Below are 24,172 nucleotides of genomic sequence, written 5' to 3'. Positions count from 1 at the left end.
TGTTTTTTTATCATTTACTTATCTATATTCATTGCACGGTCAATTCAACAAGTATAGGACAGTGGTCGGAAAGGTAGCTGTTCTCCGGTTTGTCTTGGATAACGCGGTAGTGGTCTATCTTTGCGCCTTTGGTCACGAAGACATAGTCCAGCAGTACGCGTTCCTCCACCGGCAGACGGCCGAAGTCATGGAAAGACCAGGACGGACCGTAGGTGACGGCAGCTGTCTTTGCGGCATTTTCCATTCCTCCCTTTTCCAGCGTTTGCAGAGGTTCTTCACCGGGCGTACAGTTAAAGTCACCAGTGATGATGGCGGGCATGTCCGGTGCTATCTCCTTGATTTTGTCGAGAATGAGTTGCACGCCCTCTTTGCGGGCTGTCTTTCCGTCGTTGTCCAGATGGGTGTTGAAATATACAAACTTTTGTCCGTTGTTCTTTTCCTGCAGTATCGCCCAGGTGGTGACACGGTTGTAGGAAGCGTCCCAGCCCTTGATGCCGATAGTTTCGGGTTGCTCGCTGAGGGAGAAATTGCCGTATTCCACCAGTGTAAACCGGTCGGTCCGGAAGAATATCGGGCAGTATTCGCCTGCTTCCTTGCCGTCGTCGCGCCCCACACCGAGTGCTGTGTATTGCGGCAGCCCGCGTTTTAGGTCTTCCATTTGGTTGTGAAGCACTTCCTGCATGCCCAGCAAGTCGGGGCTGTAGTAGGCTATCATACGGCAGGCGTCACCCTTGCGGTAATTCCAGTTGTTTACACTGTCCGAAGGAATATCCAGGCGGACATTGAACGTCATCACTTCCAGCGGCTGTCCGTTCTGTGCGGAGGGCTGGCTCTTGCAGCTGCCAAGGAGCAGAATGCTGCAAAAACAAAGGAGTAAAGTAGTATATCTCATGTTTTCTTGTTTTTAGAGTGCAATATTAAATATTTTATTTTATTTCAGTGTCAGTCGGGCTGTCTTTTCTGCCTGGCTGCTGCCACCTATCATCACATCGAAATCTCCCGGCTCGGCCACGTGGTTGAGGTCGTAGTCGTAGAAGCGGAGCAGCTCAGGGGTAATCTTGAAGGATACGGTCTTACTTTCGCCCGCTTTCAGGAACACCTTTTCAAAGCCTTTCAGCTCGCGTACGGGGCGGGTAATGCTGCCTACGAGGTCGCGGATATAGAGCTGCACGACTTCTGCACCGTCACGCTTACCGGTATTGGTCACGGTGACTACGGCAGTGGTGGAGCCATTTTGTCCCATGACCGGGGTACTGAGGGCGATGTCGCTGTACTGGAAAGTGGTGTATGAGAGTCCGTATCCGAAGGGATACAGCGGTTCATTGTCCACATCCAGATAGTTGCTGCGGAACTTCTCGAACCAATTGCCGGCAGCCAGCGGGCGACCGGTATTCTTGTGGTTGTAGAATAAAGGTATCTGCCCTACGTTCTTCGGGAAAGTCATGGTCAGCTTACCGCTTGGGTTCACGTCACCGAACAGTACGTCGCCGATGGCGTATGCCGCTTCACTGCCACCGAACCATACGTTCAAGATAGCGGGCACATGTTCCTGCTCCCAGGTGAGCGTCAGCGGTCGGCCGGTGAAGAGGGTCAGTACAACGGGCTTTCCGGTCTTCAGCAAGGCTTCCAGCAGGGTGCGTTGCACGTCGGGGATATCGAGGTCGGTACGGCTCGAGCTTTCACCGCTCATTTCGGAAGACTCGCCCAGGGCGGCTACAATCACGTCGGCACCGGAGGCCACCTTCAAAGCTTCGTCCAGCAGTTCCTTATCCGTACGGTTGTCCCGGCTCAGCGATCGGCCGAATAGGGTGGCGCGTTCCTCGTAGGCTACATCACCGATGAGGTTGCTGCCTTTGGCGTAGGTGATGTTCACCCGGCCGGCTGTCATTTCTTTCAATCCTTCGTACAGAGAGGGATAGTCGTCCAGGCGTGCGGCAACACTCCAGGTACCGGGCATGTTGCTGCGGGTATTGCCCAGGGGGCCGATGACGGCGACGGTGCCTTGCTTCTCCAAAGGAAGGACGGGACGAGAAGACTTCTTGCCTTGTCCCTCAAAAGGTTCGTTTTTCAGCAGCACAAAGCTTTCGGCGGCAATCCGGCGTGCGGCGTCGCGGTGCTCGCGCGTGAAGATGTCGCGTGCGGGACGGCTGAGGTCGCAGTATTTGTAAGGGTCATCGAACAGCCCTAACTTGTATTTCGCTTCAAGGATGCGGCGGCAGGCTGCATCCAGCGTCTTCATGGTTATTTTGCCTTCGGTGAGCGACTTTTTCAACGTGCCCACGAAACCTTCGCTCACCATATCCATGTCCACACCGGCGTTGAGCGCACGGGCGGAAACGGTCTGCAGGTCACCGATGCCGTGCTCCACCATTTCGGAGATACCGGTAAAGTCGGTCACCACAAAACCGTTGAAGCCCCATTGTTTGCGCAGCACGTCTGTCATCAGCCAGCGGTTGGCGGTGGCGGGCACACCGTCCACTTCGTTGAAAGAGGCCATTACACTGCCCACTCCGGCATGGACGGCTGCTTCATAGGGGTACATGTATTCGTTGAACATGCGGTTGCGGCTCATGTCTACGGTGTTGTAGTCGCGTCCGGCTTCTCCGGCACCGTACAGTGCGAAGTGCTTGACGCATGCCATGATTTCGTCGTTCCGTTTCAGTTGGTCGTTCAGGTCTTTTCCCTGATACCCCAACACCATGGCGCGGGCGATGGCACCTCCGAGGAACGGGTCTTCGCCCGAACCCTCGGATACACGTCCCCAGCGTGGGTCACGGCTGATGTCTACCATCGGACTGAATGTCCATGAGATACCGTCGGCACTGGCTTCTGTAGCGGCTATGCGGGCAGACTGCTTGATGGCTGCCATATTCCACGTGCAGGAGAGGCCGAGGGGGATGGGGAAGATGGTCTCATAGCCATGTATCACATCCATGCCGAACAGCAGGGGGATGCCCAGGCGGGAGTTCTCTACGGCCAGTTTCTGTACGTCGCGTATCTTGGCCACTCCTTTCAGATTGAAAAGCCCTCCCACGAGCCCCTGCTCAATCTTCTTGGCCACGTCGCTGTTCTTTGCCTGACCGGTAGTGATCTCTCCGGTCACGGGCAGGTTGAGCTGGCCGATTTTCTCTTCCACAGTCATCCGACGCATCAGTGCGTCGATGAAGCGGTCCATGTCCTGCGGAGACTTCTGCGCCTGCACGGTGGCGGTGACGCCTATTAAAGCGGTCGCGAGCAGCAGACTTGTTCTCTTGAAAATTTTCTTCATATTCATATTGAATTAATTGTTTGTAAGTATGTTCCCTTCATTGTTTTTAGATTGCCGTCACTCTATTGCAGTAGCGCTATGACTTCTTTGCAACGGTGCTGCAATTTCTCTGCAGTGATACTGCAAACGGTTTGCAGCGCTACTGCAACTGCTTTGCAGCGACACTGCAACTGTTGTGCAGTGCTACTGCAACACTTTTGCAGTGCCACTGCAAAAAGTTTGCAGCTCTTTGCAGTAACAATGCTTTGATTGAAAGCAAGTTATGAAATAGACCTTTTGCCATTGATTGGATCGGCTGTTTCCTTTGGCCGGGTATCAATAGTCGGGGTTCTGTACCAGTACTCCGTTCGATTTGTCTATCTCTGTCTGGGGCAGAGGCAGTAGTGCATTCTTGTCCTGGTAATTCTTTCCGGCAGCTTGCAGCACTTCTTTGGCAATGCCCCAGCGCACGAGGTCGTAGAAGCGGTCGGGTTCCAATGCCAGCTCTACGCGGCGTTCGTGGCGAATGGCGTCACGCAGCACGGACTGGCTGGCAGATTCTACCTTCGGAAGCACGTTTGCCAGTGTGCCGCGGGCATGGGCGCGTACTTGTTCCAGATACCCGGCGGCTTCGCCCGTCAGCCCTTTCTCGTTGGCGGCTTCGGCAGCCATCAGCAGCACGTCCGGATAGCGGATGAGGCGGATGTTTACCCAGAAACCCATACGGCTGTACTTGCGGCGCAGTGTCGGGTCCGTGTAGGCCTTCTTGTTGAAGTAGGCACCCATGGCGGTGGATACGGGTGACTCGCCATAAGGCTGGTTGGTATTCTCCGGTGTGATGGGCTCGTCCGTGCTGCGGCGGAAGTAGAGCAATGTGGCGTTCCGGCGCGGGTCGCCCGGCTCAAAGGCTTCTCCCATCAGTTTGGTGGCCATGTGCCAGCCCCATCCCAGGTCCCACTCGCCGGCTCCGCGCACCCCTTGCACCTGGCAGAACTGGCTGCCGATGCTGGCATCCTCTTTCATGGCGTCGGTGGCTTCGCATTGCAGTTCGAAGATGCTCTCGCCGCAATTCTCCCCTTCTACGGTGAAGACTTTGTCGACCGGTGTATTCAGGTTGTAGATGCCCGACTTTATCACTTCGGTGGAGGCTGTGTACATATTGTCCCAATCGTTCCGCATCATATAGGTGCGTGCGTGCAGGGAGCGTGCGGCGCCCCAGGTCAGCCGTCCCGTATAGTCGCTGTCCCACCGCAGGGGCAGGCATTCTTCGGCTTCGGTCAGGTCTTTGTCAATCTGTTCGTATATCTTTTCCGCCGTGGTCTTGGGCACGTTGGCATCGGAGGCTTCCACTACCTTGATGGTGACCAGCGGCACTTCGCCAAAGGCGCGTACCAGGTTGAAGTAGCACCAGGCACGGAAAAAGAGCGCTTCGCCACGGTTACGGATGGCTTCGGTGTCGTCCTTGTGTCCGCTCTTCTCAATGTCGTCCAGGATTTCGTTGCACTGGTAGATGATTTTGTAGTTCTGTCCCCAATAGGCACTCAGAGGGCCGTTGGAGGCAGTGTATTCGAAGTCGTCCCACATGGCGGCCTCGTTGCTGCCGTCGCCGGCATCACTGCCTTTCTCGGAGTCCTCGCTGCGCACCATGTGCACCATAAAAGCAGGAATACCGGCAGTGATATCGTACGAGCGCATCAGGTAGTAGACGTTGAATATCTTTCCGCCTACAAGGGCGTTAGGAGAGTCATCTTCCGTGAACTGCCCCAGCGGGTCGCGGTCCAGGAAGTCGTTGCAGGATGTCAGTGAGAGGGCTGTTGCACCCACCAGCAATGTAAATATGTATTTTATCAGTTTCATAAATTTATATTTTTCATTCCCCGTTTCCTTTGAAGGGGGCGGGGGAGGTTTGAAGTTACTCTTTCTTATTTAGGGGAGGGCTTTTAGAACGTCAGATTAAATCCGAACGTATAAATCGCCGGCATCGGATAACTGCCGTCGTCCACCCCGAAAGCGATGGCCGAGCCGCCCAGTTCCGGGGTATATCCGGTGTTGTGCTTCCAGGTCTTCAGGTTCTGTATGTTCACGTAGAGCTTCAGTGCCTGCATGCCTATCTTCGAAATCAGCGCCTTGTCGAAGTTGTACGCCAGCGACACGTTGCGGATGCGGAAGAAGGAGCCGTCCTCTATGTAATACTCGGAGTTCAGATTGTTGATGGTATGCTTGGTGTTCAGCAGTGGCTGGGTGTTGCTGGTCCCTTCGCCGTGCCAGCGGTCCATGCGTTGCTCCATGAAGTTGAACTGGCTCCAGTTGTAGTTGTCCCACGTGCGGTAAATCTGATTGCCGCCCTGCCCCATCATGTCAACGGCAAGCTCCCAGTTCTTGTAACCCAGTCCGAGCGTGAAGCCGTAGGTGATGTCGGGGGTGGGGTTACCAATCATCGTACGGTCTGCCGTGGTGATTTCTCCGTCACCGTTCACGTCGCGGAATTTCAGGTCGCCCGGGGTGACGGTTGCCAGTGTGTTCTTGGGAGAGTGCTCAATCTCCTCCTGGGTCTGGTAGACGCCTTCCACCTTGTAGCCGTAGAAGTAGCCGATGGGGTATCCTGCCATTGTGTAGCTCTGCTGCTTGTCTCCGGCTATGATGGAGTAGCCTTCCTGCACGAGGCTCAGTACCTTGTTCTTGATGGTGGCAAGGTTCATACCGATGTTGTAGTTCCAGTCGCCTATCCGGTCGCGCCAGCTCAAGGCAAGCTCCACGCCCGAATTCTCGATGGAGCCGAGGTTGCCGATGCCCGGTACGGTGCCCGAGATGCCCGGCACTTCGGCGAGCAGGTCTTTGGTCTTCTTCTTGTAGTACACCCCTTCAAAGTGCAGGCGGTTGCGGAGGAAGTTGGCTTCTGCACCGGCTTCCCAGGCTTCCACCTTCTCCCAGCGCAGGTTGGGGTTGGGCAGGTAGGCAAGCTGGTAGCCCGGGTAGATGGCGGACGGGGTGCCGAACACGGCGGAGTAGGCATTCGTCAGCAACGGTTCGGCGGGATAGGCGCGGTCCAGGTTCTGGTTGCCCAGTGTGCCCCACGAGCCTTTCAGTTTCAGCATGTCCAGCCAGGTGATGTCCTTCATCCATGCTTCCTCGCTCATCAGCCAGCCCAGGCCGACGGAGTAGAAGTTCTGCCACTGGTTGCCGGTGTAGGAGAAGGCGGAAGAACCGTCGCGGCGGTAGGAGCCGTTGAACAGGTACTTGCCCTTGTAGTTGTAGAGCACGCGTGCCAGCACGGACACGGTGGAGCGCTCCCACTGCGTACTGCCGTTGGTGGCGGTGGCTGCGTCGCCGATACTTACGTACCATTTGTCGGGATTGTCCGGAATGACCAGGCCTACCCCTTGGGTACGGGCGCCGTTCAGATTCTCGAGCTTGTTGTAGTAGGTGGTGAAACCGGCTGTGGCCGTCACGCTGTGGTCTCCCCAGGAGTTGGTGTAGGTCAGCAGATAGTCGCTCTGTACCTTCATTTCCGTTTCTTTGGCTTGGGACACTCCGGTCTTGCCGTTGCCCAGCGTGGCTATGTCTCCCTCGACGCTTGCGTCATATACCTGGATAACCGGGGTGTATGTCCGTGTGCTGTTCGAGGCATAGTCCAGGGAGAACATGGCCTTGAACTGGAAGTGTTTCAGGAAATCCCATTGCCCGTACACGTTGCCCGAGCCACGGTAGTTCTCGGCTTTCGTGGTATTCGCCTTCAGGTCTACGTCCACCATCGGGTTGTTCATCTGTGCCTTCTGGAATCCGGGCAGTGAGGTGTAGAGGCCATACTCGGAGTTGAATACATGCGCCACCGGAGCTGCGCGCAGGGCAGTGGCAACGCTCTTCGTGTCGGCGGGCAGCATGCGTGCCCCGTTGAATTGGAAACCTACCTTGAGGTTGTCCGTCACTTTATAGTCGTTGCTGATGTTCAGCGTGATTTTGCTGTACTTCTCGTGCTTGATGTTGCCTTGCTCGTAAGCATAGCCCGCACCGAGATAGAAGCTGTTCTTGTCCGAGGCACCCGTGATGCTGATGTTGTTGTTGGTGATGAACCCAGTCTGGAAGATTTCATCCTGCCAGTTGGTGTTTCCCGTCCAGTCCGAGAAGTTGTATTCCGGGTTGCCCTCGTTCCTCAACTGTTCGTTGTACAGCAGTTTGAAGCCTTCGGCATCCGTCAGTGCAATTTTGTCGGTGATGGACTTGAAACCGAACGAGCCGTTGATATTGACGCGTGTCTGTCCCTCTTTCGCCTTCTTGGTGGTGATGATAATCACGCCGTTGGCACCGCGCACACCGAAGATGGCGAGCGACGACGGGTCTTTCAGTATCTCCATGGATTCGATGTCCTGCGGATTCAGGAAGTTGATGTTGTCGTTGAACAGTCCGTCCACCACATAGAGTGGCTTGTAGCCGTTGATGGAGTTTGTTCCGCGTACACGGATTTCCGGGTCGGAGCCTGCCTTGCCGGAGTTTATCACCTGCACGCCGGCAATCTTTCCTTGCAGTGCGGATACGGGGTTGACCACCGGCTTGTTGGCGATTTCGTCGCCTTTAATGTTGGTGATGGAGCCCGTAAGGTCTCGCTTTTTGGCGCTGCCATAACCGATGACAACGGTTTCGGCCAGCATCTGCGAGTCGTCTTTCATCTGGACGTTGATTACCGACTGGCTGCCTACCTTGACAGCTTGCTTCACCATGCCTACATAGGAAAAATCCAATGTGTTCTCCGGGGTGGCCTGGATGGAGTACCGGCCGTCTATGTCGGTAATCACGCCATTGGAGGTTCCCTGCACCAATACGGTGGCACCAATCAGCGGGTCACCCAGGGCATCGGTCACGGTACCGGTTACTGTTTTCTCCTGCGCCGATGCAGCGACACTTGCCAGCAGGCACACCGTCAGAAATAGGTTTCTCAGTCTTCCGGTTTTCTTCTTGGGAAGGTTTAGGTTCTTCTTCATTACATTGATTTTTTAGTGGATAAATCATTCAGTTTCTCCTCTGAACAATCAAAATGCAAAAAAGATTTGGTGACGGTGTTAAAAAAGGGCAGCCCGGTTTTCGCGGACTGCCCTCTTACCTAAAAGCAAAACTATACCTATTTCAACTCAAAACTCGTAGTCTTTACATCGCGGCTGTTGGGTCCAATCATTACATGGAACTCGCCGGGTTCGTATACATACTGTATGTCGTAGTTGTAGAACTTCAGCAATTCGGGGGTAATGGTGAAGGTCACCTGCTTGCTTTCGCCTTTTTTCAGGTGGATGCGCTCGAAGCCTTTCAGCTCTTTCACGGGGCGGGTAATGCTGCCCACCAAGTCGCGGATATAGAGCTGTACGATTTCATCTGCATCGTAGTTACCCGTATTGGTTACGGTTACGGAAGCGGTCAGCTTGCCGTCCGCATTCAGTTGCTTGGAGCTGAGCGTGATGTCACTGTACTGGAAGGTGGTGTAGCTCAAGCCATAGCCGAAAGGATACAGCGGGTCGTTGCTCACATCCAGGTAGTTGCTGCGGAACTTCTCGAACCATTTGCCTTCTTTCAGAGGACGGCCGGTATTCTTGTGGTTGTATGCCATAGGCAACTGGCCCACATTCTGCGGGAAAGTGGTGGTCAGCTTACCGCTGGGGCAAACGTCTCCGAACACTACGTCGGCAATGGCGTCTGCAGCTTCACTACCTCCGAACCATACATTCAGGATGGCAGGAACATTTTCATTCTCCCAAGTCAGCACTACGGGACGTCCGGAGAACAATACCAATACTACGGGTTTGCCCGTTTTCAGCAATGCTTCCAGCAGGTGGCGCTGTGCGTCCGGCATTTCCAGTTCGGAACGGCTACTGCTCTCACCACTCATCTCGGAGGACTCGCCGAGGGCGGCTACAATGACATCGGCTTGTGCGGCTACTTTCAGGGCTTCGTCCAGCAGTTCTTGGTCATTGCCACGGGGCAGTTCACGGCCGAACATCGTGGCGCGTGTCTGGTAGTCGGCATCGTACATCAGGTTGCTGCCTTGTGCATAGAGAATGTTGGCCTTGGAGCCGACAGAATTCTTGAAACCTTCCAGCAGGGTGCTGTATTTGTCTGCTGTGGCTGCCACACTCCAAGTGCCCGGCATGTTGGCACGGGTGTTGGCAAGCGGGCCAATCAAGGCGATATTGCCTTTGCGTTGCAAGGGCAGCAGATTGTCCTGGTTCTTCAGCAGTACGAATGTCTCTGTGGCAATCTGGCGGGCGATGGAACGGTGTTCGGGAGTGAACACTTCTTTTTCGGCACGCTTCACGTCGCAGTATTTATACGGATTGGCAAACAGTCCCAGCTTGTATTTGGCTTCTAGGATGCGTCGGCAGGCTTTGTCAATGTCGGCCTCAGTCACTTTGCCTTCTTTCAGGGATTTTTCCAGTGTGCCGATAAATCCGTCGGCTACCATGTCCATGTCTGTTCCGGCGGTCAAGGCACGTGCGGATACTTCCTGCAGGTCGCCGATTCCGTGGTCTATCATTTCGGAGATGGCTGTATAGTCTGTCACCACGAAGCCGTCGAAGCCCCATTGGTTGCGCAGTACGTCGGTCAGCAGCCAGTGGTTGGCAGTGGCGGGTACTCCGTCAATTTCATTGAAGGAGGTCATTGCGCTACCCACACCGGCTTCTACGGCAGCCTTGTAGGGAGGGAAGTATTCGTTGAACATACGGTTGCGGCTCATATCCACCGTGTTGTAGTCGCGGCCGGCTTCTCCGGCACCATACAGTGCGAAGTGCTTTACGCAAGCCATTATCTCGTTGTTGGCACTCATATCCTTGCCCTGATAACCGCGAATCATGGCTTGTGCAATGGCTGAACCCAGGAAGGGGTCTTCACCGTTGCCTTCTGATACACGTCCCCAACGGGCATCGCGGCAGATGTCCACCATCGGGCTGAACGTCCAGCAGATACCGTCTGCACTCGACTCAATGGCGGCGATACGGGCCGATTTCTCTATAGCCTCCATGTCCCAACTGCACGAGAGTGCCAAGGGGATGGGGAATACCGTTTCGTAACCGTGAATCACGTCCATACCGAACAGCAAGGGGATGCCCAGGCGGCTGTTCTCTACGGCAAGTTTCTGCACTTCGCGGATGTTCTTCACGCCTTTCAGGTTGAACAGACCTCCGACTTCACCGTTGCGGATTTTACCGGCAACGTCGCTGCTCTTGGCTTGTCCGGTGACGATGTTTCCCGTTACCGGCAGGTTGAGCTGACCGATTTTCTCGTGCAGCGTCATTTTGCCCATCAGCTCCGTAATGAATTTATCCATCTCCTGCGGATTGCCTTGGGATGTGTTTTCTTTGGGCGTTGCCGTCACGGTGAGGGCAGAGAAAGCCAAGGCTGCTAATAATGTGTATTTCTTCATATGATATAATTTTGATTATCCCCTCCGGCCCCCTGAAGGGGGAGGGGAATAGTGATATAGAAATTCAACTTAAGCTTAGCTGCTCCATCATGTCGCATACTAACTTCAATCGTAAATCCCTAAGCCTTAAATCCCAGCTTCTGCAATCCTTCCTGAACCTCGGGACAGCTCATGAAGAGTTTCCACAACAAGCCGGAACGATAGTTCTCAATCATCGGGGCAATGGTGCATTGGTCGATGGCAAGATAGCGGGGTACCGTCCAGTCACTTCCCTCGGAGAAGGCATCGTAGAATCCGTACTTGCCCCAAATCCAGTCGCCTTTGGAATAGAAATACTTCAGTGCACGCATGGATTCCTCCGGTGTGTAGGGAAAACTGGACAAGGCTGCTGTCGGTGTGATGACACCATGGTCGTTGTCGCCCGGGCAGTGGGCTGCATAGCCTTTGGTAGAGTAGCTGGCGGTCAGTCCCCAGCAGTCCTCGCCGTAACCTTTGTATTGTTTGGGATTCTCCACGCAGTAGCGGTAGTTGGAGAGGGCATGGTTGCGCACCACGTTCCAGTAGTTGGCATAGCGGTCGCTCAGGTTGCGCGGGTCCAGACCGATGTGCGAGTATTGTGCCCAGAACAAGGGACCGCCCAGTTTCTCGGCTCCGTTGTGTTTCAATTCCAAAGGCAGGCCGTAGGGGGCAGAGTCGGACTTGATGCCGCCGCCGCGTGCCCAGCCGTTGTGGTAGGCTGAAGCCGGAACGGGATAAGTGGGGGAGGAGGCTGCGAGCACATACACAATCAATGCTTCGTTGTAGCCTTCCAGCGGGAAGTTCATTTCCCAGTTGTATTCGGGAGACCAGTGCCAGTAGATGACATCCTTGCCATTCTGATACCAGCTGAACTCCATCTCTTTCCACAATTGGTCAATCTTCTCTACCAGCGCCTTTTCCTGCTCGTTGCCGTCGCGGAAGTATTGGCGTACGCAAAGCAAGCTTTGCATCAGGAAGCAGCTTTCCACCAAGTCTCCGCCGTTATCTTTTTGTCCGAAAGGTTTCACCTTGCCGGTAGGGCCGTACAACCAATGGGGCCATACGCCGTGGAAGCGGTCGGCGCGTTTCAGGTAATCGGCAATCTTGGTCAGGCGCTTCACGCCTTCTTCCCTGGGGATGAAGCCGCGTTCGATGCCTACCAGCAGTCCGGCTATACCAAATCCGCTGCCGCCGGTGGTGACAACATTCTGGTCCTTTTCGGGATAATCCCCATCCAGGTGGATGCGTTCGCGTGCCAGTCCGGAGGTCGGTTCCGCACCGTCCCACATGTAGTTCAAATGTACCTTCTGGATGTAATCAAGCATTTCGTCATCCGAAGCGAATGATTCGGGACGTACTTCCTCTGTGTCGGGCTTTTCCTCTTTTCCGTTCTCTTTCCCGTTTTCCTTCAAGTCGGAAGAGCAGGATGCACAGCCCGCCAATGTGGAAATCAGGAACAAAGCCAGCACATGTATCATTATTGGTTTTTTCATATCTTTATTTCTTGTGTTTAATTTTTTGTCATCTTGCACAATGGCGAACGGCCGTTTTCGTTCAGCGCCTCGATAGTGAAGTAATAGTCCGTGTCCGCATCCAGTCCGCGGAAGTCATATTCCGTCTGTCCCAGTACCGTGATGGCATTGTACATCTTGCCTTCGGCGGTGCCGTAGTAGATGTTGTAGCCATAGGCGCTTGCTTCGGGTTGCCAGGAGATAAGGGCATTCCGGCGGTCTTTCCTGTCACGTTTCACAGTCAGTCCTTTCACGGCTTGCGGGACATCGCCGTCACCGTTCCCGAAGACGCGGAAGCCGGACAAGGCGACATTTCCCGTAGGCATGTGCACATTCTCGTATTTCAGATAACGGGCACGCAACGGCTCGTTGAGCTCGATGTAGTCGTGCGGACAATCCTTGTCACTGTCGCTCTTGTCTATGACCAATGTCCATTCTTTTCCGTCTTCGGAAGCAAAAATACGGTATTGGTGATAAATATCCATGGCACGGTTGTATTGAACCGCTTTATGGTCGTAGAAGTTCAACTGCACGGCACGTACATTCTTTGTACTGCCCAGGTCTATCCCGGCCCATTCGCCGGGGTTGCCGGAACGGGCTGCCCAGTAGGTGCGCATACTTTCGTCCGTCAGGTTGGAAGCTGCATGGATGCTATCCGTAGATGATACCTCCACCGGTTTGCCGTAGGACAGAAGCATCCATCCCGTGAAACGCTCTGCAGGGTTCTTTACGTCCATCGGTTCTGCCCAGTTGGGATAATCGCCGAAGGCAGTAGACGAATACATGACACCATCCTTGTCGAAAGCCACCGGATAAAGACCGATGCGGCGTTCGAACTTGTACTTCAGGGAGAGCATGCAGGTGGCCACGTGCCAGTAATTGCCTTTCACGTCGCAGAACGTGCCTCCATGACCGGCACCTTGCACATAACCGCCCGGCTTGTAGCACATCGGGTTATGCTTCTGGTAGACAAACGGGCCCAGCGGGGAATCCGAAACATATACGCCATCGGCATAGACTTTGAATTCAGTGCCCGGAGCACCATATTGGAAATAATATTTGCCATTGTGTTTGGTCATGTAAGCGCCCTCTGTGAATGGGCGGAGCGTCACCTCGTCATCGTTGTTCATTCCGAAACGTTCCCAGCCGTGTTCTTCCGGGCGGAGCATCATCACGTCGTGAATCTTGCTGATGGGATAGAAATCATTCCGGTCCAGTTCCACCGCCTTTAGCGGATATTCATTGCTGGAGCCATAATACATATACAGTCTGCCGTCATCGTCCAGAAACATGCAGGGGTCCCATGTGGGAAGCACATTCTTTTCGATGGCACGTTTGAAACGTCCCGTTTTGGGGTGTGTGCTGTACCACACGGCAAGGCCTTCGTAGGTGGAGCCGGTATAGAACAGCGTGTCACCGCTTACATAGGCTGCCGGCGCGCACTGGTCGTCGTCCGTAGGCTTGCGTTGGAAGCCGGCAGGAACGAAATCCCAATCCACCAGGTTCCTGGAATAGTGAAAACCGCCCTGGTTGGTGGAGAACAGAAAGTATTCTCCCTTGTATTCCACCGCCATCGGGTCGGCAGAGGAACGGAACGAACCGTTGGGACGCACATTGTTGTTGAAAGGCTCGAAGTTATAACTGATGTTCATCGGATTGCAGAAGGTGCGCGACAGAGGCGCCTGCGGGTCATACCACCGGGTCGCCTGGGCGGGACGGCGGATTGCGGTTGCCTTGTGTACCTCTTCTTCCATCACTACCTCAATATCGGTTTCATCCAGTGCCAGGATTCTGTTCACTATCTTTTTCCCGGGATAGTAGACATACAGGTGCACGTCGTTCTTCGCTCCTTTGATGGCAAAGCTGCCGTCGTGGGCAGTGGTATTGTGCATGGGACTTGCGAAGAACATGACTGTGGCGCCTGCGAGTGGCTGGCGGTTGGTGTCCAGTACGTGTCCTTTTACGATACGGTCTTGGGTTACAGTGATGTAATAGTCACTGACTTGCCCCTTCACCACTTTGATGGAATCGTCAGGGGTTGCCTTTGCCGCCAGAGCGGCAAAGGCTATTCCACAACTGATTAGGAATCTTTTTACCATATTGGAGCGGATTTATTCGGCAATTCCGTCAATGGGTTCCAGCTTCAGGTCGGGAAGGTCGTCCAACTGGTTGGCCGGTATGGGCCAATAAGTCTTTTCTGCTGTCCATCCTTTGGGACCGAGTACGGTGGCGGCATCGCCGGTACGCACCAAGTCCACATAACGGGCACACCATTCGCCGCAAAGCTCCATCCGGCGTTCGTCCATCACGTCTTTCAGGGTAACACCGGTTTTGGTGCTCATGCCTGCACGCCGGCGCACTTCGTTGTAGCCTGCGTCTCCATCCTTGCCCAGTCTGACTTTGGCTTCGGAGTTCATCAGCAGCACTTCGGCATAGCGGATGATACGCACATTGTTGTTGGCTCCGTAGGTCGTACGTGGAAGAGTCATCTGATTGTAGGGAAGGTAACCTTTGCCGTTCCAACAGTCGGTCTTGGTGGCCGATGTGGGACCTACCTGCCAACCCTCGCGTGTCTTGCTCAGGGCTTTCAGGAAAGAAGTCTCGGCACGCACACCTTCGCCACGGGCTTCGGCCCATGCCACGAACTCGGGTTCGTAGCCGATGAAGTTCCAGCCGCCTATGGACTTGGCTCCTTCGGCCTGCTTGTAGCTGATGGTGCCATCTGCGTTCACTACTTCAACATACTTCTCTGCCATGTTCGGACCCTGGAAGTTGAACCACTGGTCTACGCCCAGATAATCGCCCGAACCATTGCCGTAGTCCGTCACCTGGCATTCGAACAAAGACTCGTCACACAACTTTCCGGGAATCTTGAACAGTTGGTAGAAGTCATCGTAGAGACGGAATCCGCCATTCTTGATGATGTCGTCGGTCAGAGTCTCCACTTGGGCATAGTCTCCTTTCAGCAGATAGACGCGGGCGGCAAGTGCTTGGGCGGTGAAGGCTGTCACGGCTCCCTTGTGCTCCATCTGGTTGGGACGCATGCGGGGCAGTTTTCCGATGGCATAGTTCAAATCTTCCAGCATATAATTATATACGGCGTCTACGGTAGAACGGCGGAAATCGGTCTGCAGGTTGTCACGGTAGATGACGGTGGGGCCGAAGTTGGTCACCAGGCAGTAGTAGGCCCATGCGCGGATGGTACGCACTTCGCCGCAATAGGATTCGTAGGTCTTGTAGTCTTCGCTTCCTGCTGCAAGGTGTTCGGCATAGCTGTCGAGGCTTTGCAGGGCGGCATTGGTGATGCGGATGATGTCGTAGAAGTTCATCCATACCTGGTTCAGCGCCCAGAAGGAGTTGTTATAGTTGAACTTGCGTCCGAAGGTCACGGCATCGCCCTGGTCGTCGGTACGGCCCGACCACACGTCACCGTCGCGGGTGAACATCAATAGTGCGTTGCACCAGTGCATGCCCTGTGTGCGTACTTTGGAGTAGGCACCCACTACGGGTTGGTACATATTGTTCTTGTTGGTAAAGTCTACGCCTTGTTCGGGAACTTTGTTCTCCGGATCGATTTCTATGAAATCGGTGCAAGCGGTGGCTCCTCCCAGCACCATCATGGCGGGAAGTATATATGCGAATGTTTTCTTTAAGAATTTCATTGTTTTACGTTTTAGGGTTTAGAAATCTATTTGCACTCCGAAAGTATAGGTTGAAGTCAGAGGGTATACTTCGGTATCCCAACCTTCGGCATCCGACACTTCGGGTGTGAAGCTGTTCGCCTTGAAGGTAGTGAAGGGGCGGTCGGCGGTCAGTGAGAGGCGGAGTCCCGGCATCACGTAGCTGCCTATCTTCAGGTTCTTGAACGAGTAGCCCAGCGTGATGTTCTGGATGCGGAAGTAATCGGAGCTTTCCACGAAATAGGAAGCGTTGTTGCTGTCCGACTTGTTCCAGGTTTTGAGAAGAGCCTTGGCAGACGGATGTTCGTTGGTAGAGCCTGCACCCGTCCAGCGGTTCTCGTACTGAGCCCGGTCAAAGTTATAGTAGTCGGCTGCATAGCGCAGGGCGCGCTTGCGGTTCCACAGTTCGCCGCCTGCCTGTCCGTAGGTAGAGAGGCTGAAGTCGAAGTTCTTGTAAGAGAATCCCGCGTTGAAGCCATAAGTAAAGCTGGGCACGTACGAGCCCAATACCTGCTTGTCATTTCCGTCTATCACATGGTCGCCGTTCACGTCCTGGTAGATGAAGTCGCCGGGTTCCAGTCCGTTGGCCACGGCGATGGGGTCGGCGGCACATTGTTCGGGAGTCTGGTAGATGCCGATGACCTTGTAGCCATAGAATGAGTTCATCGTCTCGCCCACCATATTCACGGTCTTTCCGCCTTTGATGATTTTCATGTTTCCTTTCAGGCTTTTCACTTCGTTGTGCAGATAAGAGAGGTTGACACCGATGTTGTAATTGAAGTCCTTGCCGATTTTGTCGTTCCAGTTCAAGGAGAGGTCGATACCGGTATTCAGAATCTGTCCGTTGTTGCCTGCCAGCAGCTCTCCGCTCATCGGGAGCTTGGGCGAAATCACGGCGTTGTCGGTCAGGCGGTAGTACCAGTCGATGTCGGCATTCAGGCGGTTCTTCAGCGTGCTGAAGTTGATGCCCACGTTGGTTTCGTTCACTACTTCCCAACCCAGCCAGCTGAAGTTGGTGGTGTTGATGAATCCGTCGATGGCGGTATTGGGGCCGAATACGGACTGTACGTTCTGTATGCTTGCGAAACCTGCACTGGCGGCAATCTTGTCGTTACCCAGCTTACCCCAGCTGGCACGCAGCTTCATGTAGTCGAAGATGTTCTGGTTCTTCATGAACGGTTCCTGCGAGATGACCCATGCGGCACCGATGGAGGGGAAGTAGCCCCATTTGTCGTTGTACTTGGACGAGCCGTCGGCACGGAAAGTGAACATCAGCATGTACTTGTCGTTGTAGTTATAGTTCAGCCGGGTGAAATAGGAGAGGCCGCGGTATTTCCAGCCGTCGTCTTTCACCGTAGCGCCTTCCTTGTTGCCCAGTGCGATGTATTTCCATACGTCTGCACCTTCGGGTACGTTGGTGGCAGTACCTTCGAGCAGGCGGTATTGCTCTTGGCGCATGGAAGCGCCCAGCATGCCGGTAAAGGAGTGCTTGCCCCACTTGTCGGTGTAGGTGGCAACGTTGTCCCATATCCATTTGTAGTAGTTGGTGTTCTTCTTGGTGAGTTCGGTAACCTCTTTCTTCTGGTTGGTGCCTACATAGTAGGTAGGGGTGAACTCGGAACCGCGAATCATCGAGTAGTCGTAGCTGTAGCTGCTGCGTATGTTCAGCTTGTCGGGGATGAGGTTGAGTTGTGCATAGAAGTTGCTCAGCACTTGGTAGGTCTCGTTCCGGTTGTCGTAATAGTTGGCAGTGGCTATGGGGTTGTTGAAGTTGTTGGTCAGGCCCACTTGCTCGGGTGATGTGTACTTTTTGGGGAACACCGTGTCGTCGCGGCGGTCGTCATACACCGGGATGATGGACGGTGTGTTGTATGCCTGTTGCCATGCGGCATTCTTGGGCAGTTGCTGCTGCGAGTTGCTGAACACGCCGTTGAAACCTATCTTCAGCCATTTGCGGGCTTCGTAGTCAAGGGCGGCGCGGAAGTTCAGACGGCGGTAGTAGTTTTCCACGTCCATGATACCGTCTTGTGCCAGATAGCTCATGCCGGCAGAGTAGGTTGCCTTTTCCGTACCACCGGAGACGTTCAGGCTGTGGTTGGTCATCATGGCTGTGCGCAGCAGTTCGTCATACCAGTTGGTATCGGCATTGAATTGCAGGTTTTCCATATTGCCTCCGAATTCGGCTACTGACTTTTCGAAAATCGACCGGTAAGCTTCCGGGTTGGCTTCCAACATCATGGTGGCATACTCGTGAGAGTTACACATCTCCAGCAGGTTGGTGGCTTTCTGAATACCTACATAACCGTTATAGGTAATCTTGGCATCCTGGTTGCGGCTTCCTTTCTTGGTGGTGATGATTACAACACCGTTGGCGGCGCGTACACCGTAGATGGCAGATGCGGATGCGTCTTTCAAGATGGTCATGTCCTGAATGTCGGAATTGTTCAGGAAGTTGATGTTGTCGTAGAACATTCCGTCCACTACATAGAGAGGAGAAGTGTCACCGAAGGAACCCATACCACGGATGGTCACTTTAGGACCTTCGCCCGGCGTTCCCGAATTGATGATGTTAACACCCGGTACCTTTCCCTGCAATGCTGCCATCGGGGAGGAGGTAGGAACATTGATAAGTTCTTTCTCTTTGACAACGTCAATCGGGGCCGTCAGGTCTTTCGCCTTGGCCGAACCGTAACCGATAACAACAACTTCTTCCAGTAGTTGTGCATCTTCACGTAGCTTTACATTAATGACGGATTGTCCCGCAGCGCTTATTTCCTGCGGCAACATGCCCAAATAGTTGAATACGAGAGTTGCGTCTTCGGGGACGCCGTTCAGTACATAGTTACCGTCGAGGTCGGTAGCTGCTCCAATAGTAGAGCCTTTTACTACAACCGTGGCTCCAATAATCGGTTCGTTGTTCTGATCAACAACAGTTCCTTTAACTGTCTTTGTTCCTTGTGCCAAAACTGTCAGTGGCAATGAGAACAAAATCATGAATAGAAGAAATAAAGTTTGCCTTCTCATAAACTAAATTTAAGAGTTAATAATTCTGCCGGCAAAGGAAGTAATTACGGTAAGTAAGGCAAAAAAAAACACTACCACGATAATACGTTTAGGGTAAAAATGGGTACCGTTTTACTACGTTTTCGTGTTACTTGTTTCTAATAATCAGTTTGTTATGATTGAATGATTTGTAGCCGCTTTATTTCAAGTCGATGAGAAAATCCACTAATCCCGTTCCGTCGGGGATATCCAGTTTCTTGCGCAAACGGTAGCGTGCTGCCTCTACTCCCCGGATAGTGAGGTTGGTCATTTGCGCAATGTCTTTCGTAGAAAGATTCAGGCGCAGCAGCGCACAAAAACGGAGGTCGGTAGCGGTAAGACTGGGATAACGTTCGCGCAAATTACGGAAGAATTTCTCATGAATCAGGTCGAAATTGTTCTGGAATACATCCCAAAATTCCTGTGTCTCGATGTTTTCGTTGATGAGCTTCAGCAGAGATTCGAGGTTCTTGCGTCCATATTGCCCTTTCACCAGGGACTCTTGTACGACAGTACGAAGTTTCTCCAGGACCTCGTTCTTGGCAAATACACCCAGTGCCATGCTGGCAAGGTCTTTACTCTTTGCCGACAACTCGGCTTCCAGCAATTGCTGTTGCTGCAGAGTTATCAGATGCTCCTGCTCGCGCATCTTGATGTTCTGCTGCACCTGCTCTGCCTCATACTCCTTCCGTTTCTTTTCCATGGCACGGTTGGCGCGCCACTTGGAGAAAAAGTAGACAAGCGCTGTGAGAACTATGAGATAGAGCGCAAAGGCATAATAGGAGAGGTAGAAAGGGCGGGCTATGGCAAAATGATATTCCACCTCACCGATTTTCTGTCCCAAATCATTATAGGCTTCTGCCTGGAATGTGTATTCTCCGTAATCCAGGCTACCGTAGCGGATTTCGGGCTCTTTCAGGTCCGATGTCAGCGCCATGCCTTGTCCTCCTTGCAGGACATAATGGAAATGTACGGACAATTTATTGTAATGCGGCAGGCTTACTGAGAACAGCAAATCCCGGTAATTGCTTTCCAGTTCGACATTTCCAGACAGAGGCAGGCGTTTCTCCTTTTTATCGGAAGAGGAAGCAGTGACCGAGCTCAGTGAGAGGGCGGACTCCAGAGTAGGACTAAGGCTGTCTGTGTTTTTGCTGTAACTGGCGATTCCGTTGTTCAGATTAAAATAGACGACGTCATTGTCGACGAACACATTGTTGTAGTTCTCTATGCATGGAGAATCAAACAGTTCGATGAGGATGCGCTGCTTCACGATGTACTCTCCTTCTGCGTACTCTACCAATACGTACTCATGTGAACCGGACAGCCAGAAGCGGTCGTTCGTGACGGATACCACAGAATGAGCATTCCTGATGTAAGGCAGAATGGCATTCAGCTTTTGGAAGGGGATAATCTGCCGGGTGATGTCGTCATAGGTATAGAAGCCGTTGGGACTGGAAAAGACGATACGTCCTCGCATTTTCATTACTTGGATAGGGCCGATGATATATTCCGAGCCTAAATGGGAGATGTGCCGTACGCTTTTTACAGCCGACAAGTCATCGCTCAAGACTATTTTATAGACTCCCTGATACATGTGTGAAGCCCAGATGACACCGCTTTGGTCCACCTCCAAGTGCATGACCGGTGCAATGAAGCCGTCTATGACATGCGAAAAGGTCCATTGCCCGTTCTTCTTTTTATAGATACGCAAATTGGCGTAGGATGATTCCAACAGTATCTCTTCGCCATAGAGGGTGCACTTTATCAGACACGTACTGCTGTTGGTATTGCTTATGACGGAAACATTCCCTTTTTCGCCTATTAATAAGGTATGGGCATTGTTGCCTGCAAAGAGTTGCCCGTCAATGTCCTTCACATACCAGTTCTGTCCTTCAGTATGGGGAAGCAGGCGCAGATTCTCGGTAACCTGGTGGTATTCGTACAAGCCCTGGTTGGTGGCCAGATAGAAACAGTCGCCCCGGTGGGCTATGTCGTACACCATGCCCAGTTTGGTTTCATGGTTGGCAGGAGTCAGCAGCATGACGGGTGAGTTGTGGTGGATGTATGCGATGCCGTCGTCCAATGCTGCCCATACGTTGTTATCTTTGTCACAGAACAAGCCCAGGACTGTGTTGTTGTCCAGACGGTTATCCAGATTGAAGTGCCAGAGGCAATGTCCTTTGCGGTCGATGGCGTATATGCCATTCAAGACTGTACCTATCATGAATATGGAATCATTGGTCATGACGGCGCGGTTCACCCGCTGTTTCTTCAGCTCTGCATCAATGTCTGTTTTCCAGGGGGTGATGTCACCGTTGTAGCGGAACAATCCGTTATTCTCTGTGACCATCAGGAAGCTGTCGTCCCCGTCGGGCAGTAATGCCACTACATTGTCATCGTTCACTTGGCTGCGGGGGAAGAGATGAAGGAAATCCTTGCCGTCGAATTCATAGAAGTCCTCATCAATCATCTGTGTGTAGATATGTCCGTTTTGGGTGTAGAAGTAGAGCGGCTGTTGCTGTCTGTTGCGGAAAGCGTGTACCATCTTCCCGTCGTAGGAGAACCAGGCGCTGAACGACTGGAAGTAGATGCGACCGTCCAGCTCTACAATGTTCCATATCTCGTTGTTCTCCATGGGGAAATTTTTCAGGAATTTGCTCAAAGAATGGTACCGGAGAGTGCCTGCCTCCGAATACTTGAAATAGCCGAATTCCTCGAATGCCCCCACATAGATACGGTCTTCTTTCACATACACCGAACGGACAATATGGTTCCCCGGCACTTTGTGGAGAGTCCAGCGATAACCGTCATATACCAGGAGCCCCTGGCTGTTGCCGAAATACATTTCGCCGTTGCTGCCTTGCGCACATGCCCAGTTCTGATAACCGGCTTCATAGTCTTTGGCAAGATAGTTGGTGACGGCGGGCATGAAGGAAGAAGCCCTGGCCTGGATGAAGAGGATGAACAATAGAAGGCACACTACCCAATACTTGAAAAGCATCGGTCTTATCGTATTTTGTTTCATTTTTTCAGGTTAATCGAAGTGTTTCTTGGAAGCAAAGATACAATAAGTATTCTAAATATTGTGTTTTGATGAGATAAAAAAGGTACTTGAAGCGGTTAGGGAGGATGTTTCTTAATGAATATCCTCCCCTCTTAGTTGTTTGTCTTTTGAAATTTATTATAGGGATTGTGCGGATGATAGGACTCGAACCTACACGCCTCACGGCACCAGATCCTAAGTCTGGCGCGGCTGCCAATTACGCCACATCCGCGGAATAATTCCGATTAGCGGGAGCAAAGATAGAAAGAATTTTCGTTTTGGCAAATTGTTTTGTAGATAAAGTCGTTTTAGAAAGTCACTTTCAGTATTTTTCTTGCTTCCTCAATGATGGTGTCCAAGTCATTGTTCTCATCTTCTTTGCTCATATCCACTTTCTTGTCCGGGTCGATGCCGAACTCGATATGCTGTTTTTGGGCATCGAGGTGCGGGCTGGCAGAAAAGCGTACCCCCCATCCGTTGGGCAGTTCCGAAGAGAATGGCAGGCCCGACCCGCCGCCGGTTTTGTCACCAACCAGGGTGACATTGGGAAAACAGCGCATGGAGTTGACAAAATCATTGGTTGCACTATAGGAATGACGGTTGGTCAGGACAATTACCTTTTTTTGCCAGCGGATACTGTTGGAAGGTTCCACATAAATGGGAGTCGGATCTGAAAAATCGCTATGGCCTTTGCCGGTCTTGTGCTGAATATATCCCGTCAGTACTTTTTCATTCGTGAAGCGTTGTGCCATTCGGGTGGCGTTTGTCAGGTTGCCGCCACCATTGTTGCGCACGTCGATAATCAGGCCGTTACAAGCGGAAAGGTATAACAGAATCTCATCCAGGTTGCCGTTTCCGATGCCGCTGGAGAAATCACCGTAATAGATATATCCTATGTTGTCCTCCAATATGGTATATTTGGCGCCTCCAGCAATGCGGTAGTCTCTTCCCAGGTACTTTTCAATGATACTTTCGTTGAAGTTACGAGGATAATCCAGATACCAGTCCCAGTAGCGCGCCATGTTGGAAGAAGAGTACAAGTTGACATGTCCGTCTTTTAACTCGGCAAGCATGTTACCTAATATTTCAAATAGACCGTCGTAGCTCATTCCCGGGGTAATGAGTGGCTGATACTTGTCATGGATGGCATCCCAGTCTATTTGCTTGTAGTCCAGGAAGCAGTACTGTTCGTCTATTATTTTCCACAAGGCTTCGAAATTGCCTTGTGGGGTATTGTCGAACTCTTCCTCACGAATACATCCGTTCAATAGGGGCAATAACGTGAGTAGGATACTCCAAATTATTAAAATATATCTTCTTTTCATGCACATTATCCTTATCATCTTATCGTTTATCACCTTGTCACTTTTTACTTTCTCTTGTTAGGAAACAGATAGAGTTCCTTTACGAACCCCACCATGAATACATGCGAGTAAGTATGTGTCTTTATTTCATTTACTTTGGACTGTTGTGCGTCCCATATGTAAGCGAAACGCATCCGGGCACGTCCCACCGGAAAGTCTGCGGTCAGCATTTGTCTCAGAGAGGGCTGGTTGTGCAGGGAGGTGAAGTTCACTACTCCGTCCCAATGTCCTAACGTAAATATCTCGTAGTAGGACTGTCCATAGTTGGGCATGAACATGATACCTGCCAAAGGAAGATTTACCTGATAGCGTAGTGTGATGGGACGGTTCTTGATGCGCAAGTCCCAAATAGCCATTCCAGATGCGGCAAGGTTGATATAGGCACGTGCTTGGGCGGGGTTGTTTCCGTTGCGCAGATTATAGACAAAGCCACCGTTGAAGTCGCCGACTCCTCCGGCAAGCAGTTTGAAATTGCCCGTGATTGGAAAATTATAATGCAGGCCGTAGTTCCAGTTGGCCAGTCCGGAGAATGTATTGTTATTGTCTACTTTGTTGTGTGTATATCCCAAGTCTGCCTGGAAGAAAGTTTGCAGAGACACGTTGCCGTCCATCAACCGTGTCATCCGCATGCTTTCGCGGGAGATACGGAAATCGATTCCCTTATACTCCTGAGGTGAAAGATAAGTGTCGAACACGTTGGTGAAGCCGACACCATACATGGTGGCACGGGTGATAATACGGTTACGGTTGGTGGAGTCAGCCCGTAGCTTCCGGTCGATGCTGCATTGTGCTTCTTGTGCTTTCAGTCCGACACTTCCCAAGAGCAGTCCGCATAGGATTATTATCTTGTATATGTACATAT

12 protein-coding genes and 1 tRNA gene are annotated in these 24,172 nt (G+C 52.5%); all 13 read right to left on the bottom strand.

Features of this window, described 5'->3' with window-relative positions:
- Positions 1–28: 28 nt before the first annotated feature.
- Positions 29–892 carry an endonuclease/exonuclease/phosphatase family protein gene (locus tag ACESTD_RS02700; RefSeq protein WP_195288341.1) on the bottom strand — a complete coding sequence of 288 codons (864 nt, stop codon included), beginning with the start codon at positions 890–892 and terminating at the stop codon, positions 29–31.
- Between the two features lie 39 nt (positions 893–931).
- Complete coding sequence (bglX, locus tag ACESTD_RS02695) at positions 932–3,268, bottom strand: beta-glucosidase BglX (RefSeq protein ID WP_373158665.1); 2,337 nt, start codon at positions 3,266–3,268, stop codon at positions 932–934.
- Positions 3,269–3,583: 315 nt separating this feature from the next.
- Entirely contained in the window at positions 3,584–5,104 is a 1,521-nt protein-coding gene (locus tag ACESTD_RS02690) for a RagB/SusD family nutrient uptake outer membrane protein (protein WP_119979541.1), read from the bottom strand.
- Between the two features lie 83 nt (positions 5,105–5,187).
- The gene (locus ACESTD_RS02685; RefSeq protein ID WP_195288344.1) at positions 5,188–8,223 is read right to left on the bottom strand and encodes a TonB-dependent receptor; all 3,036 of its coding nucleotides are present in this window, start codon (positions 8,221–8,223) and stop codon (positions 5,188–5,190) included.
- A 137-nt stretch (positions 8,224–8,360) separates the two neighbouring features.
- Positions 8,361–10,652 (bottom strand): beta-glucosidase BglX, encoded by a 2,292-nt coding sequence (gene bglX, locus ACESTD_RS02680; protein WP_005830329.1) that lies wholly within the window; start codon positions 10,650–10,652, stop codon positions 8,361–8,363.
- 119 nt (positions 10,653–10,771) lie between these two features.
- Complete coding sequence (locus ACESTD_RS02675) at positions 10,772–12,163, bottom strand: glucoamylase family protein (RefSeq protein WP_034529406.1); 1,392 nt, start codon at positions 12,161–12,163, stop codon at positions 10,772–10,774.
- A gap of 17 nt (positions 12,164–12,180) precedes the next feature.
- Complete coding sequence (locus ACESTD_RS02670) at positions 12,181–14,280, bottom strand: family 43 glycosylhydrolase (RefSeq protein WP_009037724.1); 2,100 nt, start codon at positions 14,278–14,280, stop codon at positions 12,181–12,183.
- Between the two features lie 12 nt (positions 14,281–14,292).
- A complete protein-coding gene (locus tag ACESTD_RS02665) occupies positions 14,293–15,843 on the bottom strand; it encodes a RagB/SusD family nutrient uptake outer membrane protein (RefSeq protein WP_034529274.1) in 1,551 nt (516 codons plus the stop codon).
- 18 nt (positions 15,844–15,861) lie between these two features.
- On the bottom strand, positions 15,862–18,885 hold the full coding sequence (locus ACESTD_RS02660) for a TonB-dependent receptor (RefSeq protein WP_272195614.1): 3,024 nt from the start codon (positions 18,883–18,885) through the stop codon (positions 15,862–15,864).
- 178 nt (positions 18,886–19,063) lie between these two features.
- Positions 19,064–21,928 (bottom strand): hypothetical protein, encoded by a 2,865-nt coding sequence (locus tag ACESTD_RS02655; RefSeq protein ID WP_005830320.1) that lies wholly within the window; start codon positions 21,926–21,928, stop codon positions 19,064–19,066.
- A 168-nt stretch (positions 21,929–22,096) separates the two neighbouring features.
- Positions 22,097–22,178 (bottom strand) — tRNA-Leu (locus ACESTD_RS02650).
- A 76-nt stretch (positions 22,179–22,254) separates the two neighbouring features.
- Positions 22,255–23,271, bottom strand: a complete 1,017-nt coding sequence (locus tag ACESTD_RS02645; protein WP_085931088.1) for a S41 family peptidase — start codon at positions 23,269–23,271, stop codon at positions 22,255–22,257.
- Positions 23,272–23,315: 44 nt separating this feature from the next.
- Entirely contained in the window at positions 23,316–24,170 is an 855-nt protein-coding gene (locus tag ACESTD_RS02640) for a DUF3316 domain-containing protein (RefSeq protein WP_005830316.1), read from the bottom strand.
- Positions 24,171–24,172 lie beyond the last annotated feature (2 nt).

The sequence above is a fragment of the Bacteroides sp. AR20 genome (genome assembly GCF_964250605.1).
Lineage (GTDB): Bacteria > Bacteroidota > Bacteroidia > Bacteroidales > Bacteroidaceae > Bacteroides > Bacteroides uniformis.
Note: the sequence above shows the minus strand (reverse complement) of the source record. Positions and strands in the feature narration are given on the sequence as shown.

Coding starts and splice junctions, on each gene's coding strand:
- bglX (WP_373158665.1), bottom strand. CDS start 3,268: ATGAAGAAAATTTTCAAGAGAACAAGTCTGCTGCTCGCGACCGCTTTA.
- ACESTD_RS02660 (WP_272195614.1), bottom strand. CDS start 18,885: ATGAGAAGGCAAACTTTATTTCTTCTATTCATGATTTTGTTCTCATTG.
- ACESTD_RS02645 (WP_085931088.1), bottom strand. CDS start 23,271: ATGAAAAGAAGATATATTTTAATAATTTGGAGTATCCTACTCACGTTA.
- bglX (WP_005830329.1), bottom strand. CDS start 10,652: ATGAAGAAATACACATTATTAGCAGCCTTGGCTTTCTCTGCCCTCACC.
- ACESTD_RS02700 (WP_195288341.1), bottom strand. CDS start 892: ATGAGATATACTACTTTACTCCTTTGTTTTTGCAGCATTCTGCTCCTT.
- ACESTD_RS02670 (WP_009037724.1), bottom strand. CDS start 14,280: ATGGTAAAAAGATTCCTAATCAGTTGTGGAATAGCCTTTGCCGCTCTG.
- ACESTD_RS02675 (WP_034529406.1), bottom strand. CDS start 12,163: ATGAAAAAACCAATAATGATACATGTGCTGGCTTTGTTCCTGATTTCC.
- ACESTD_RS02690 (WP_119979541.1), bottom strand. CDS start 5,104: ATGAAACTGATAAAATACATATTTACATTGCTGGTGGGTGCAACAGCC.
- ACESTD_RS02640 (WP_005830316.1), bottom strand. CDS start 24,170: ATGTACATATACAAGATAATAATCCTATGCGGACTGCTCTTGGGAAGT.
- ACESTD_RS02685 (WP_195288344.1), bottom strand. CDS start 8,223: ATGAAGAAGAACCTAAACCTTCCCAAGAAGAAAACCGGAAGACTGAGA.
- ACESTD_RS02665 (WP_034529274.1), bottom strand. CDS start 15,843: ATGAAATTCTTAAAGAAAACATTCGCATATATACTTCCCGCCATGATG.
- ACESTD_RS02655 (WP_005830320.1), bottom strand. CDS start 21,928: ATGAAACAAAATACGATAAGACCGATGCTTTTCAAGTATTGGGTAGTG.